The 14,521-nt window shown below is 69.7% G+C and carries 13 protein-coding genes; 9 read left to right on the top strand and 4 right to left on the bottom strand.

Annotated features, from left to right (window positions below; translation table 11 throughout):
• Window positions 1-23 precede the first annotated feature (23 nt).
• Window positions 24-638, top strand: a complete 615-nt coding sequence (locus AC6CHX_RS05820) for a gamma carbonic anhydrase family protein (protein WP_498271976.1) — start codon at window positions 24-26, stop codon at window positions 636-638.
• Between the two features lie 125 nt (window positions 639-763).
• Here the strand turns inward: AC6CHX_RS05820 and gdhA are convergent, their stop codons facing one another.
• Both gdhA and AC6CHX_RS05810 read right to left on the bottom strand, forming a co-directional pair.
• Window positions 764-2,134: an NADP-specific glutamate dehydrogenase gene (gdhA, locus tag AC6CHX_RS05815; RefSeq protein ID WP_498271975.1), complete on the bottom strand. Its 1,371-nt coding sequence runs from the start codon at window positions 2,132-2,134 to the stop codon at window positions 764-766.
• 133 nt (window positions 2,135-2,267) lie between these two features.
• Window positions 2,268-4,979 (bottom strand): phosphoenolpyruvate carboxylase, encoded by a 2,712-nt coding sequence (locus AC6CHX_RS05810; protein WP_498271974.1) that lies wholly within the window; start codon window positions 4,977-4,979, stop codon window positions 2,268-2,270.
• Between the two features lie 113 nt (window positions 4,980-5,092).
• On the opposite strand from AC6CHX_RS05810, the gene nhaA reads away from it, so the two are divergent.
• The 4 genes from nhaA (at window position 5,093) to AC6CHX_RS05790 (ending at window position 9,298) form a co-directional block, all read left to right on the top strand.
• Window positions 5,093-6,262 carry a Na+/H+ antiporter NhaA gene (gene nhaA, locus AC6CHX_RS05805; RefSeq protein ID WP_498271973.1) on the top strand — a complete coding sequence of 390 codons (1,170 nt, stop codon included), beginning with the start codon at window positions 5,093-5,095 and terminating at the stop codon, window positions 6,260-6,262.
• Window positions 6,263-6,368: 106 nt separating this feature from the next.
• On the top strand, window positions 6,369-6,974 hold the full coding sequence (locus AC6CHX_RS05800) for a nucleoside triphosphate pyrophosphohydrolase (protein ID WP_498272036.1): 606 nt from the start codon (window positions 6,369-6,371) through the stop codon (window positions 6,972-6,974).
• 64 nt (window positions 6,975-7,038) lie between these two features.
• Window positions 7,039-8,289 (top strand): histidine--tRNA ligase, encoded by a 1,251-nt coding sequence (hisS, locus tag AC6CHX_RS05795; RefSeq protein WP_498272035.1) that lies wholly within the window; start codon window positions 7,039-7,041, stop codon window positions 8,287-8,289.
• A gap of 202 nt (window positions 8,290-8,491) precedes the next feature.
• Window positions 8,492-9,298: an SGNH/GDSL hydrolase family protein gene (locus AC6CHX_RS05790; RefSeq protein WP_498271972.1), complete on the top strand. Its 807-nt coding sequence runs from the start codon at window positions 8,492-8,494 to the stop codon at window positions 9,296-9,298.
• On the opposite strand, the gene AC6CHX_RS05785 is transcribed toward AC6CHX_RS05790, so the two are convergent.
• Window positions 9,267-9,809, bottom strand: coding sequence for a VOC family protein (locus AC6CHX_RS05785; protein WP_498271971.1), 543 nt, complete (start codon window positions 9,807-9,809; stop codon window positions 9,267-9,269). The two genes, AC6CHX_RS05790 and AC6CHX_RS05785, sit on opposite strands and share 32 nt — an antisense overlap.
• An 86-nt stretch (window positions 9,810-9,895) precedes the next feature.
• On the opposite strand from AC6CHX_RS05785, the gene AC6CHX_RS05780 reads away from it, so the two are divergent.
• Window positions 9,896-10,690, top strand: coding sequence for an AraC family transcriptional regulator (locus AC6CHX_RS05780; RefSeq protein ID WP_498271970.1), 795 nt, complete (start codon window positions 9,896-9,898; stop codon window positions 10,688-10,690).
• A gap of 2 nt (window positions 10,691-10,692) precedes the next feature.
• Here the strand turns inward: AC6CHX_RS05780 and AC6CHX_RS05775 are convergent, their stop codons facing one another.
• The gene (locus tag AC6CHX_RS05775; protein WP_498271969.1) at window positions 10,693-11,922 is read right to left on the bottom strand and encodes an APC family permease; all 1,230 of its coding nucleotides are present in this window, start codon (window positions 11,920-11,922) and stop codon (window positions 10,693-10,695) included.
• Between the two features lie 98 nt (window positions 11,923-12,020).
• Here AC6CHX_RS05775 and AC6CHX_RS05770 point away from each other — a divergent pair, with 98 nt between their 5' ends.
• From AC6CHX_RS05770 to AC6CHX_RS05760, 3 genes are all read left to right on the top strand, one after another.
• On the top strand, window positions 12,021-12,353 hold the full coding sequence (locus tag AC6CHX_RS05770) for a hypothetical protein (RefSeq protein WP_498271968.1): 333 nt from the start codon (window positions 12,021-12,023) through the stop codon (window positions 12,351-12,353).
• On the top strand, window positions 12,350-14,008 hold the full coding sequence (locus AC6CHX_RS05765) for a hypothetical protein (RefSeq protein WP_498271967.1): 1,659 nt from the start codon (window positions 12,350-12,352) through the stop codon (window positions 14,006-14,008). Before AC6CHX_RS05770 ends, AC6CHX_RS05765 begins: the two co-directional genes overlap by 4 nt.
• A gap of 101 nt (window positions 14,009-14,109) precedes the next feature.
• Entirely contained in the window at window positions 14,110-14,517 is a 408-nt protein-coding gene (locus AC6CHX_RS05760) for a hypothetical protein (RefSeq protein ID WP_498271966.1), read from the top strand.
• The last annotated feature ends 4 nt before the right edge of the window (window positions 14,518-14,521 follow it).

The following is a 14,521-nucleotide window of genomic DNA, read 5'->3' as shown; positions in this document are numbered from 1 at the left end:
TGTGGCGGGACTAGTCTGGCCGCATGTTGTACGAGCACCTCGGGGCTCGCCCCCGCATCCATGACACCGCCGTCATCGCCCCCACCGCCGTCATCTCCGGCGACGTGGAGGTGGGGCCGGGCTGCCAGGTGCTGCACGGCGCCGTGATCACGGCCGAGGGCGGACCGATCACCCTCGGCGAGAACGTGATCGTGATGGAGAACGCGCTGATCCGCGCCACCGCGGCCAATGCGGTCCATATCGGCGCGCACACGCTGATCGGCACGCTGGCGAGCATCGCCGGGGCGACGGTGGGCGAGGAGGTCTTCTTCGCGTCCGGCGCCCGTGTCTTCAACGGCGCCCTCGTGGGGGCCCGCTGCGAGGTGCGGGTCAACGCGATCGTGCATCGTCGCGCCGTGCTCCCCGAGGGAACAGTGGTCCCGATCGGATGGGTGGCCGTCGGCGACCCCGTGCAGCTGCTCTCACCCGACCGGGATCAGGAGATCGCGGCGGCGCAGCCCGAGCTCGACTTCCCCGGTCATGTGTTCGGCGTCGACCGCGACACCCCCGACCTGATGGTGCAGCTCACCGAGCGCTACGGGAGCTCGCTCGCCCGGCATGCCAACGATCGCCCTATCCCCGACGCCCCCACCCGCTGAGGTCGCTCGCCGTCCTTCCGTGAGGGGTCAAGACACGCCCCATCCTCGTGCGGACTCGCGGCGTGTCATGACCCCTCACGGAGTGAGCGCGCGCGAGAGCGGGTGAGGGAGAGGTCGAGTTCGGATCAGATGACGCCCTGAGCGAGCATCGCGGCGGCGACGCGCTCGAAGCCGGCGATGTTGGCTCCGGCCACGTAGTCGCCGCCGACGTCGTGACGCTCTGCCGCGTCGAAGGCGGCGTCGTGGATGTCGGCCATGATCTCGCGCAGCTTGTTCTCGCTGTCGGCGAAGGTCCAGCGCTGCCGCGAGGCGTTCTGGCTCATCTCGAGCGCCGAGGTCGCGACACCGCCGGCGTTCGCGGCCTTGCCCGGGGCGAACAGCACGCCCGCCTTCTGGAAGGCCTCGACGGCGTCGGGAACACAGGGCATGTTCGCACCCTCGGACACGGCACGGACGCCGTTGGCGATCAGTGCCTCGGCATCCGCGAGACTCACCTCGTTCTGTGTGGCGGAGGGGACGGCGATGTCGACAGGGACCTCCCAGACGCTGCCACCCTCGACGAAGCGCGCGCTCGGACGACGGTTGGCGTACTCGACGATGCGGGCGCGCTCGACCTCCTTGAGCTGACGGAGCAGGTCGACGTCGATGCCGGCGTCGTCGATGACGTAGCCGGACGAGTCGGAGGCCGTGACGGCGGTCGCTCCGAGCTGGGTGGCCTTCTGGATCGCGTAGATGGCGACGTTCCCCGAGCCCGAGATGCCGACGCGCTTGCCGGTGAGGGAGTCGTTGTGCACGGCGAGCATCTCCTGCGCGAAGAACACCGCCCCGTAGCCGGTCGCTTCGGTGCGCACCTCGGCGCCGCCCCAACCGGTGCCCTTGCCGGTGAACATGCCCGACTCGTGGCGGTTGGTGACCTTGCGGTACTGGCCGAAGAGGTAGCCGATCTCGCGGCCGCCGACGCCGATGTCGCCCGCGGGGACGTCGGTGTGCTCGCCCAGGTGGCGGTAGAGCTCATTCATGAACGACTGGCAGAAGCGCATGACCTCGGCGTCGGAGCGGCCGTGCGGGTCGAAGTCGGACCCGCCCTTGCCGCCGCCGATGCCCTGACCGGTGAGCGCGTTCTTGAAGATCTGCTCGAAGCCGAGGAACTTGATGATCGACAGGTTCACCGAGGGGTGGAAGCGCAGTCCGCCCTTGTACGGGCCTAGGACCGAGGAGAACTGGATGCGGTAGCCGCGATTGACCTGCAGCTTGCCGGCGTCGTCGATCCACGGCACGCGGAAGAGGATCTGTCGTTCGGGTTCGACGAGGCGCTCGAGGATGCCGCCGTCGACGTATTCCGGGCGTCGCTCCAGAACGGGTGCGATCGAGTGCAGCACCTCGTGGACGGCCTGGTGGAACTCCGGCTCGTGCGGGCTGCGGGACAGCACCGTGTCGAACACGGGCTGCACGGAGGCGGCGAGCGGATGGAAGTCGGCGGGAATCGTAGCGGTCACGCGGAAGAGACTTTCTGATGGGGGATTGTGGTGCAGGCGATCGTGTCGCGTGAGGCGTCGCCGGAGTCGGCGGAGGTTTCACTCTAGCGGCCGGCCGAATGCGGATCGCGCACCCGGCCAGACGGCATATCGGTCACCCGGTGTTCTGCAGGCCGGCGGCGACACCGCTGACCGAGAGCAGGAGCAGGCGCTGCTGTTCGGCATCGGCGCCTGACCCGGTGGGGCCTTCGGCCGAGCGCAGTGCCCGCAGAGCGCGCAGCTGCAGCAGCGAGAGTGCGTCGACGTAAGGGCTGCGCAGCTGCACGGCACGCTGGAGAACAGGCTTGTTCTCCAACAGGCGCTCGCCGCCGGTGAGACGGATCACCCAGCGTCGCGTGATGGCGAGCTCGTCGAGGACGAGCTGTGCCAGGTCATCGCGGTCGCCGAGTGCCAGGTACTGGCGGGCGATGCGCTCGTCGGTCTTGGCGAGGCTCATCGCGACATTGTCGATCATGGTGCGAAGCAGCGGCCACTCGCGGTATGCCTCGATGAGCAGCTCCTCATCGCCCACGGCGTCCAGGGCGGTGCCCAGACCGAACCAGCCGGCCAGGTTGATGCGGGCCTGCGTCCACGCGAACACCCACGGGATGGCCCGCAGATCCTCGAGGGACTCGACCGACAGTCCGCGACGAGCGGGACGCGAGCCGAGCGCGAGCAGGCCGATCTCCTCCATCGGGGTGACCGTGGCGAACCAGGGCGCGAACCCGTCGGCCTTCACGAGCGAGAAGAAGCGCTCGCGGGAGGCGGCATCCATGATCGAGGCGACCTCCGCGTAGCGCTCGGCCGCGCGGCTGGTGCGCTGCTCCTCGGTGGGCGACGACGCGAGCAGAGTGGCGGCGGCGACCTGGTCGATGTGCCGCATCGCGATGGCCGGCTCGCCGTAGCGCGCGAAGATGACCTCACCCTGCTCCGTGAGCTTGAACCGGCCGTCGACCGAATGCGGCGGCTGGGCGAGGATCGCGGAGTTGGCGGGGCCGCCGCCGCGTCCGAGGGCGCCGCCGCGACCGTGGAAGAGCGTCAGCTCGATCTCGGACTCCTGCGCCCAGCGTGCGATCTTCTCCTGCGCCTCGTACAGCGCGAGGTTCGCGGCGACGGGACCGACATCCTTCGACGAGTCCGAGTACCCGAGCATGACCTCGAGGCGGTTGCCGGTGGCGGCCATGCGCTCGCGGAACTCGGGGAACGTCACGGCCTCGGCCAGGATTCCGGGTGCCGCCTGAAGGTCGGCGAACGTCTCGAACAGCGGTACGACGTCGAGCACCGGAGCGTCGTCGCCGAGCGCGTACCGGGCGAGGCGGTGCACGTTGGCAAGATCCGAAGCGGCCTGGGTGAAGGAGACGACGTAGCGTCCGGCCGCCCGCAGGCCGCGGTCGCGCTGGATGTCCGCGATCGCGCGGAAGACCTCCAGCACCTCCTCGGTCTGGGCGCTGATGGCCTCACCCGCGTCGAGCTCGGCCAGGGCCTTCGCGTGCACCTGCGAGTGCTGACGCACCTCGAGCTCGGTGAGGTGGAAGCCGTACGTCTCGACCTGCCAGATCAGATGCTGCACGCCACCGAAGGCATGGCGCTTCGCGCCGGCGGCCGCGAGCGAGGACTGCACGGTCCGCAGGTCTTCGAGCAGCTCCTCGGGGCGGGCGTAGCCCTGCGTGGAATCTCCGTGGCGGGTCGCGGCGACGCGGCGGGAGAGGACGAGCAGCACGCGCCGGTGGGGCTCGTCAGGGGAGCGGGTCGCGAGTTCGGCGGCGAGCTCCGGCTCGGCCGACGCGAATCGCTCCCAGAGTGCAGTGACCTCGGCGCTCGGCGGGGTGTCGTCCGCGGAGAGAGTGAGGGTCCGGCCGATGCGGTCGAGCGCACGCTCGAGCCCGCGGAGGACGTGGTCGGCCGCGATCTGCGAGGCCTCGCGTGTGACGGATGCCGTGACGAACGGGTTGCCGTCTCGGTCGCCGCCGACCCAGGAGCCGATGCGCACGAACGCGGGCACCACCGGGGCGCTGGATCCGGATTCCTCGCCGCGGAGGGCGTCGTCGATGCGGCGGTACACGTGGGGCACCGTCGTGAAGAGCGTCTCGTCGAACACGCCCATCACGGTGCGGACCTCGTCCGTCGGGGAGGGCTTCTGCGACCGCAGCGGAGCGGTGCGCCAGAGCGTGTCGATCTCCTCCAGCATCCGGCGGCGGGCGCGGTGCTCCTCCGACCCGCCGGCGCTCGCCGCGTCGTGCTGGGTGAGCAGCTCGGACAGGCGGCGGATGCTCGAGGACACTGCACGGCGGCGGGCCTCGGTCGGGTGCGCGGTGAACACCGGGTGGAAGCGGAGGCCGTCCAGGCGGCGGCGGGCTTCGTCATCACCGACCTCGCTGCGCAGTCGGGCGTAGGCGGTCGCGACGGTGTCGGCCGTCTGACCCTGGGTCCCTGAGCCCGTCGAAGGGACCGGCTGACCGGCGCGCTCGCGCAGCACTCGCACGCGCTGATGCTCCTCGGCCAGGTTCACGAGGTGGAAGTAGCAGGTGAAGGCGCGGGCGACCTCGTCGGCCCTGGCGATCGTGAACGATTCGGCGATGGCCGCGGCGCGCTCGAACGCGTCGGGCGTCTCCTCGTCGTACGCCTGGATCGTCGCGAGTCGCAGACGCTCGACGTCTTCGAAGAGGCCGTCGCCACCGGCTTCGCGCAGGACCTGCCCGAGCAGCTGCCCGAGCATCCTGACATCGGTGCGCATCGCGTCCGGCGTGCCGCGACCGGCTTCGAATCGGCCGATCACACGGATCGCCTCGGTGTTCGTGGGCTCGGAGAAAGAGTGTGCGGGGGTCACCCTTCGAGAGTATCCCGGGCGGTGGGGGTGTCCTGCACGCATGACGCCCGGAGCCGGAGGGGCGGAGCGAGACCGCGAGCGCGGCGATATCCCGGCGACCTACGATGGAGGGGATGCGCATCTCAGCGAACCCCCTCCGCGGTCAGCAGTTCCCCGCCGTCCTCCTTCTCGTCGCCGCCGGCCTCGGCCTGCTGCTCGCGAACCTGCCGACGCACGACGCGTTGGCGGCGTTCCTCGACTTCCACATCGCGGTGCCGGGCACCGATCTCGACCTGTCGATCTCGCACTGGGTGTCCGACGGTCTTCTCGCGGTCTTCTTCCTCGTGGTGGCCATCGAGCTGCGTCATGAACTCACTCATGGTGAGCTCGATTCGCCGCGCAAGGCCGTGCAGCCCGCGATCGCCGCGGCCGGTGGAGTGCTCGTGCCGATCGCGGTGTACCTGCTGATCGCGGGTGGCGACAGCTCCACCGCATCCGGGTGGCCGATCCCGACCGCGACCGACATCGCCTTCGCGCTCGGCGTGCTGGCGATGTTCGGCAAGGGCCTACCCTCGCGGGTGCGCGTCTTCCTCCTCGCCCTGGCGATCCTCGACGACATCATCGGCATCATCTTCATCGCGGTGCTGTTCGCCGACGACGTGCAGTGGCTGCAGCTGGGTCTCGCGGTCGTCGGTGTCGCCGTGTTCTGGGCGCTCAGCCGCCTCCTGCACGCGAAGGGGCACGCGCTGATCGCGATCGCCATGGTCGTGGTCGGCCTCGTCACCTGGGGCCTCGTGGCGTCCTCCGGCATCCATGCCACGATCGCCGGCGTCCTGCTCGGGCTCGTCATGTCGCCGGTCCCCGCGGGGCGTACCCGCCACGCGCTGGAGCCGACCGTGAACGGCGTGATCCTCCCGGTGTTCGCCTTCGTCGCTGCGTTCGTCGTGATCCCCGCCCTCTCGCTCACGCAACTGTCGCCGGCGTTCTGGGCAATCGTCGTCGCACTGCCGGTCGGCAAGATCGTCGGCATCTCGCTGTTCGGCTGGATCGCGATGCGCATCCGCCCGAAGGGGGCGGAGCCGGCGCTGCCGTTCGCCGACATCCTCGCGGCCGGGGCCCTCGGCGGCATCGGCTTCACGGTCTCGCTGCTCCTGGCCAACCTCGCCTTCGCGAGCGACGGCGGCATCCGTGACCAGGCGATCCTCGGTGTGCTCGTCGGCTCGCTGATCGCTCTCGTGCTCTCCGCGTTCATCGTGTCGCTGCGTGCCCGCTGGTACCGTCGGGTCGCATCCGCCTCGTCGTGAACGCGGCGCGGAACCCGGACCGATCGAAGGAGGACGCGTGAACGCGCAGCCCGAGTCTGAGTCCCGTGCCGAGGGGGCGGACCCGCTCCGTACCGCCGCCGACACCATGCACGCGGTCCGCGACCGCTGCGTGTGGTCGCAGCAGATCACGCACCGCGACCTCGTGCCGTACCTGATCGAGGAGTCGCACGAGGTGATCGATGCGGTCGAGTCGGGCACCCGCGACGACCTCCGTGAAGAGCTCGGCGATCTGCTCTGGCAGGTGCTGTTCCACGCGGCGATCGCGGCGCAGGACCCGGAAGACCCGTTCGACATCGACGACGTGGCACGCACCCTGACCGAGAAGATGGTCCGCCGGCATCCGCACGTCTTCGCGGGAGAGGTGGCCGAGACCCCCGAGCAGGTGCTGGTGCACTGGAACGCCGCGAAGGCTGCCGAGAAGCGCACGCGTCGCAGCGTGCTCGACGGGGTGCCGCGGGGGATGCCGGCGCTCGCGCTCGCGCAGAAGCTCTCCGGGCGCGCGGCCGGTGTCGGTGTGACGGTCGCGCCGGTTCCGACCGCCGTGCCCCCGGCATCCGAAGCCGAGCTCGGCGATGCGCTGCTCGCGCTCGTGGCGACAGCCCGCGCCGAGGGGTGGGACGCGGAACGGGCACTGCGCGAACGGCTCCGCGTGCTCGAAGACGAGGTGCGGGCGGCCGAAGCCGGCGCCTGACGCACGGTCGGGGTGCCCGACCTGGGAAGATGGAGCCGTGGCTACTGTGAACCCGCCGCGCGGCATGCGCGACATCCTCCCCGCCGACAAGGCCCGCCGAGAGCGTGTGCTCTCCGTCATCCGCGACCGCTACCTCGCGCACGGATTCGACGAGATCGAGACGCCCGTCGTCGAGGACTACGACCGCCTGCATGCCGGGATCGGCGGCGACAACGAGAAACTCTCGTACAACATCCTGCGGCGCGGCCTCGACGCCGACGCGATCCGCGCGGCCGCCGACGACCCGGCTGCGCTCTCGGACCTCGGCCTCCGCTACGACCTCACCGTGCCGCTCGCTCGTTTCTACGCGAGCAACCGCGGACAGCTGCCCACCGTCTTCCGCTCGATCCAGATCGGTCCGGTCTGGCGTGCGGAGCGCCCGCAGAAGGGCCGCTACCGGCAGTTCGTCCAGTGCGACATCGACATCATGGGCGACGACTCCGCGCGGGCCGAGGCCGAGCTGATGGTCGCGTCGCTGGACGCGGTGGACGCGCTGGGCCTCGAGGGTGCGACGGTGCGCATCAACGACCGCCGCGTTCTGGACTGGATGCTGGACAGCTTCGGTTTCACCGCAGAGGAGCGCCCGGGGGTGCTCATCACGATCGACAAGCTCGACAAGATCGGCCCCGAGGGCGTGGCGACCGAGCTGCGCGAGCGCAGTGCGTCGACCGCGGCCGCCGACGCGTTCGATGCCTTCCTGCGTCGCCCGCAGACGATGGAGTACAACCCGTTCGGGGAGCGCCAGATCCGCAAGGCGCTGCCCGATGGTGCGCCGGCTGAGCTGGTCGAGCACCTGGTCGGCATCGGCGAGGCGGTGGCTGCGGGGCGTGGTCAGTCCGACATCCCGCTCGTCTTCGACCCGTTCCTCGTGCGCGGCATGGGCTACTACACGGGCACGATCTTCGAGCTCGCGCACCCCTCCGTCGGGTACTCGCTCGGCGGCGGCGGGCGCTACGACGGCATGATCGGGCGTTTCCTCGGGCAGCAGGTCCCCGCGGTCGGGTTCTCGCTGGGCTTCGAGCGCCTGGTCGACCTGATCGCCGATGAGGACGACGCCGCCGCGCAGGCGGTCGTGCTGATCCACGATGCCGACGTGCCGGTGCACGAGCTCGTCCGCCACAAGGCAGTGCTCATCGCGGGCGGTGCCCGGGTCCGGCTCGAGCGACGCACGAAGAACGTCAAGGCGCTGCTCGAGCGCTCGGCCGCCGACGGATACACGGCCTTCGCGACCGTGTCCGCGGGCGCCGGCGAGCTGGAGGTCAAGCCGCTCTCCTGACGCGGGCCTGTCGCGCTCGCTCCGGTGCACCCGGTCCACCCGGTCCACCCGGTCCACCTGTCAGGAGAATGCACGGTTGTCGGGAGAATCGCCGAGGTTCCGTCCGACATCCGTGCGATCTCCCGACGAATGAACACGGACGGACGGAAAGCCCCCGCGACGCGTTCACGGCGCGTTCACTCCGGCGGGGTGGAATCGGGGCGTGAGCCGTATCCGCACCCTCGCCCTCGTGACGCTCGTCCTCGCGGCCGTGCTGGGCGGAACCCGTTTCGCCCTGGTTCAGCAGGCCGCCATCGCGCGGAAGCGGATCGGGAAGCCGCTGGGGGAGGAGTCGCTCGATGCGGACCGCGTCTGGCGGCGCGCACTCGACGGTGAGCCCCTCGATCTGCTCATGCTCGGCGACTCCATCGCCGCCGGCCTCGGCGCGGAGCACCGCAAGGAGACGCTCGGCGGTCGTCTGGCGAAGGCGACGGGACGCCGGATGCACCGTCCCGTCCGGTTGCGCACCGCCGCGGTCGTCGGGTCGGAGTCGCCCGACCTTCCCGCGCAGCTCGACGCGCTCCCCGCCGACTACCGCCCGCACCTGGCCGTGATCGTCGTGGGTGGGAACGATGTCACGCACCGGCTGCCCGTGGCGCTGTCGGCACAGCATCTGCACGAGGCGATCCGGCGACTGCGGGAGACCGGTACCGAGGTCGTCGTCGGCACCTGCCCCGACCTCGGTGCTCTCCGCGCCGTTCCGCAGCCTCTCCGCCGGATCGCGTCGAGCCTGTCACGCCGTCTCGCCGAGATTCAGGACGAGACGGCGCGACGGGCGGGCGCCGAGCCGGTCGATCTGCGCCGCGCGGTGGGGCCGATGTTCTTCGACGAGCCGGAGGCGATGTTCAGCCTCGACCGCTTCCACCCGAGTGCTCTCGGCTACCGGCGCACCGCCGAGGCCCTGCTTCCGGCCGTATGCCGTGCGGCGGAGGGGTCGCTCAGCTCGCGCCGTCGGCGGGCGCCGCGCTGAACGAGGCGGCCCATTCGGCCACCCGTCGACTGCTCTCCTCGTCGGAGATGTCCTCGACACGGGTCATCACGGACCAGCGCACGCCGAACGGGTCGCGGATGCTCGCGAACCGGTCGCCCGAGACGAACGGTGCCGGTGCCTCGCGCACGGTGGCTCCGGCGGCGACGGCCTTCGCCACGACCGCATCGACGTCGGGCACGTACAGGCCCATCGAGTAGCAGTCGTCGTCGCCTTCGGGGGAGCGGACGAGGTGGTACTCGGGGTTCGGTTCGCCGAGCTGGAGGATGCCGAGCCCGAAGTCGAGGTCTGCGTGTGCGACCACGCCGCCGAACTCGGTCAGGTCGATGACCCTGGCGCCGAACACGTCGCGGTAGAACTCGATCGCCTGTTTCGCATCGGGGATCGCCAGGAACGGCGTGAGGGAGGTCGCGCTGTTCGGGCGCCCGTCGGTCGTGTACGTCCCGGTCGCGCCGGTCATGGGGGTATCTGTCAGGGGGGTGTCGTTGCTCATGCCGCCACGCTAGGGCGGGGGAGCACCCACGACTTGAACATCCGCGACAACCTCCCGACGTCGGTGCCGGCGCCTACGCTGGGCGCATGGTGAACCCGACCCGAGGCGTGCTCTACCCCGCCCGCCTGCCCGAGTTCCACCGCCTTCCGGCACCGGCCGCGGTGGCGGATCTGGTCGCCTGGTTCTGGATCCCGGAGTGGGACATCGAGCCCGGCCGATCGTCGCGCCAAGAGGTCGTCGCCTATCCGGCGCTCAATCTCGTCGTCGACGCCGAGGCCGTGACACTGTCGGGGGCGACGACGCGGCTGTCGCACCGCGACCTGCGCGGAGAAGGTTGGGCCGTGGGTGCCCTGCTGCGCCCCGCCGCCGTCGCCGCCCTGATCGATGACCCCACCGCGCTGGTCGACGGTGAGCGAGCCCTGGATGCCCGGGTTGGCGAGGTCGCCGAACTGCAGGCCGCCGTGGTGGTCGCGATGGGCTCCGGAGACGGGCATCGCGAACGGGCGGTCGAGATCTTCGCCCGGTGGCTCGCGGCGCGGGTCAGTCCGGTCGAGGAGCCGGCCCGCCAGGCCAACGCGCTCATGGAGATCCTGATGGGGGAGGGGGCCGCGCTCACCCCGGAGGAGGCGGCCGCGCGCCTCGCGGTGTCGGTCCGCACTCTTCAGCGGATGACCCATCGTCACGTCGGCCTCTCCCCGGGCGCGATGGTCCGACGACGGCGACTGCAGGAGGCGGCCGTGCGCGTGCGGGAGCAGCCGGACGTCGACCTCGCGTCGATCGCCGCTGATCTCGGGTACGCGGATCACGCCCATCTCACGCGCGACTTCCAGGCCGTCCTCGGGATCGCGCCTCGCACGTACCGCTCGGAGTCGAGCCTCTGACCTCAGACGCGCGCGAGTCGGAGCCGCAGCATCCGGTATCCCACGCCGAGCATGACCACCCCTGCTCCGATGGCGGAGGCCAACACGGGGAGGGTTGCGACCAGCACGAGGCACCCGAGCGCGCCGACGACCTGCAGCGCGCGGGGGTGGCGGCGTGCCGATCCCCGCTGCCGGAAGGCCGACGCGTTGGCGATGAGGTAATACAGCAGCACTCCGAATGACGAGAAGCCGATCGCGCCGCGAAGGTCGGCGAGCAGCACGATGACGATCACGATGACGGCGATCGCGATCTCGGCGCGCTGCGGCACGTGATGGCGCTCGTCGATCTTTGCGAGAAACCTCGGGACGTCACCCTCCCTGGCCATCGCCAGCGTCGTGCGCCCGATGCCGGTCAGCAGCGCCAGCAGCGCACCCAGTGACGCGGCGGCCGCCGCCACGCGGATGACCGGATCCCACGCCGAGGCGTCCGCCGCATCGAGCAGGTCGACCAGGGGCGCCGTCGATCCGCTCGCATCGGCGCCGAGGACCAGGACGACCGCGACGCAGACCAGGGTGTAGACGACGACGGCTCCGCCGAGGGCGAGGACGATCGCGCGCGGGATGGTCTTCGCCGGGTCGACCACCTCCTCACCCATGGTCGCGATGCGTGCATATCCGGCGAACGCGAAGAACAGCAGCCCGGCCCCCTGCAGCACGCCGTAGACGGTGGCGTCGGGCAGCGGGCTCGGTGCGGCTGTCGGTGCGGCGCCGAGCCCGAATCCGACCGCGACGGCGATCCCGAGCAGCGAGCAGACGACCAGGATGCGCGTGAGCAGCGCGGTCCGGGTCACGCCGAAGCAGTTCACGACGGCCAGCGCGGCGACGGCGACCACGGCGACCGGCACCTGCCACCCCGCGGGTGCGGCGTAGGCGGCGAAGGTCATCGCCATGGCGGCGCAGCTCGCGATCTTGCCGATGACGAAGCTCCAGCCGGCGACGAATCCCCACCACGGGCCGATCTCGGCTCGGGCGTACGCATACGTGCCACCCGCGACGGGATGTGCTGCGGCGAGCTGCGCCGATGCGGTCGCGTTGCAGTACGCGACGACCGCGGCTATCGCGAGTGCGATGAGGATTCCGCTGCCGGCGGCCCCGATCGCCGGAGCCCACACGGCGAACACTCCGGCGCCGATCATGGAGCCGAGGCCGATGGCGACGGCGTCTCCGAGCGTCAGCCGGCGAGCGAGGGGCATCCGTCCATGGTGACAGTCCGCGGTGAACGGCGGGTGACGGACGCACCGCGGCCGGTCGCTTATGCTGGCTTCCACGTCCTCCCTCGGGCGGGGAAGCCATGGGGGAAGGTGATTTTGGATGGATACCGGGGGGTGTCTTCATGTCGGAAGTACAGGTGTTCTATGACGAATTGCGGGCGGCGGCTTTCGATCTCGCCGACGCCGTGTTCGTCTTGCAGACGGATGCTTCGAACCTGGCGGGTGATACCGGCGTCGACGCACCGCTCGGCCGCTATTCGCTGAAGTCTGCGATGGACAGGCAGGTAGACGCACTCCGTGAGGCGACGCTTGCACATCAAGACGCGAGTGAGGCCCTGAGGACGACTCTTACGAACATCACCGACCGGTACTCCGACCTCGACGTCGAGCTCACCGGTCAGGAACAGCCATGAGTCTTGGTTCGCCGAACCGTGGATACCCGCTCGAGAAGATCAAGGGCGATGTGGGCACGATGTCTCGGTGGGTCGATCAGTTCGAGGTCGTCGCCGAGCATCTCAGCGCGCTTCGCGGGGCGGCGGCGCGGACGACGGGGTGTGCCGGCGTGGGAAAGGCCGTCTCCGGCGCCCGCGAGGACGCTGCGGCGATCCTGTCGGTGATCGGCCCGGACGTCGCGCTCGCTCAGACGCTCGCCGAGGCCCTGACGGCGTATGCGAAGGCGCACGACGCGCACGCCCCGAAGGCGAACGCGCTGATCGAGGAGATCGAGAATGCGCACGCCCAGCATGAAACGCTGGGAAGGGCCGCTGACAGTGCCGGGCGCGGTGCGGTGGCCGCGTCGAGGCTCGACGACCCCGCGGCCCTGGAAAAGGCGGAAGATGAGGCGACGGAGCAGATCGGAGCACGCGATCGAGCCGAGGAGGAGTTGAACGAGCTCTGGGTCGAGTACGAACGACACTTCGGGGCCTGGGAAGAGGCGTACGACGCTGCCGTGCGGGCACTGGTCCCGTCGGAGAGCGCGCCGGTCACCCTCGAGGCGAGGGACTTCCTCGACGCGCTCCTCTCCGCCGACACGCCGGAGGAGGTGCTGCGCCTGTGGCTGTCTCGGCCGGAATTGCAGGACGAGGTGATCAACGCGCATTCGGAGATCGTGGGCGCGATGGACGGGATTCCCGCGCTCGTCCGCGTGGCCGCCAACCGCCTCAACGCGCCCGGCTGGATCGCGGAGGCCGAGGCGGATCTCGCCGTCGAAGGGATCTCGGACGAGCGCGCGGCTTTCCTGCGCAGCGAGATCGCCTACCTGAGACAGGTGATGAGCGACGACGACCCCGTTCAGCTCTACCTCTACGATCGTGATTCCTCACGGATCGTCGAGATGATCGGAACACCCTCGCCCGAGACGGAGAAGGTGATCACGTACGTGCCGGGAACCTTCACGAGTCTTGGGGATTTCTACCGGGGTGGCGCGCAGCAGATCGCCGGATACCTCGCTGGCCAGGTGCCGGGCACCGTCGCGTTCGTCTATAAGGACGGACCTTTCCCGGGGGAGAACACCGACGTCGGCGGCATCGACATGTTCCGCATCGGCGAGGCGAACGATGCGGACCGCGCGCTCGCGGCAGGGCGACAGCTTGCGCGGTTCGAGGCGGGGATGCGTGCGGATCCGCTCCTGGTGGCGGCGGAGCAGGATGCTCTCGGACACAGCTGGGGGCTGTCGAACGTCACGAGCTCCGAGGTCGCTGGGGCAGACTACGACAAGGTGATCTCGCTCTCCGGGGCGGGGATGCCCGAATCGTGGAAGCCAGGGCAGGGCACGACGTACACAGACCTCTCCTATCGCGACATCCTGCAGTCCGGGCAGGGACTTGGGATCGTGTGGGACGGGAACAATCCACGTGAGCACCCGGCTTTCGAGCACGGCGAATACTACGAAGGGCCGCATGATGACGAACTGGCAGAGTCGGCAGCTGTGCCATCCAGCGGACATCCATCGGTGTATGTGCCGCTCGATGACATCGGGGTGCTGATGGACAATCACAACCTGATCGCGACGAACAGTGACGCCAATGATGAGGCCTTGAAGTATCTGAAGAAGCTGGTGGCCAGATGAGAGGCAGCGGGTGGCGGGCTGTTGCCGTCGCGTTGCTTTGCGCGACGGTGCTCTCAGGTTGTGCGCCCGCCGCTCAAACGCCTGCTGACGATGGGAGTCCCGTGACGTTGGAAGAAGCGAAATCTGAGGCGCAGGCGATGGAGCTTGAGATTGCGGCGTTGATTCCTGCGGATGTTGTGGCAAATGTCGTCCAGAAGCCAGAAGGAACGCTGTTCTCTTGCGAGGATGCGCAACACCGGTGGAAAGGTCTCACAACGGTTGCTCTGGTGCCAGGCACGGACGTCGAAATGGTCGTCAAGGGCGTTGAGGCTCAAATGGCAGACGACGACCGCTTCGAGATGAGGAGCTGGGTCGACCCTGCCGGCGAGTACACCGTGCAGCTGACGTCCCCCGAGACCGCTGCGAACTTCATCTTCGGTGAAGGTATTGAAGAGGGGACTATCGACATCGATTCAGGTTCCAAGTGCTTCACGCTGCCGGAAGGCGTGTATCCCGGGGGGACGTTCTGATGTC

This window comes from Microbacterium sp. GQ128 (assembly GCF_059758615.1).
The sequence above is the reverse complement of the archived record's forward strand: the minus strand, read 5'-3'. Positions and strand labels throughout refer to the sequence as shown.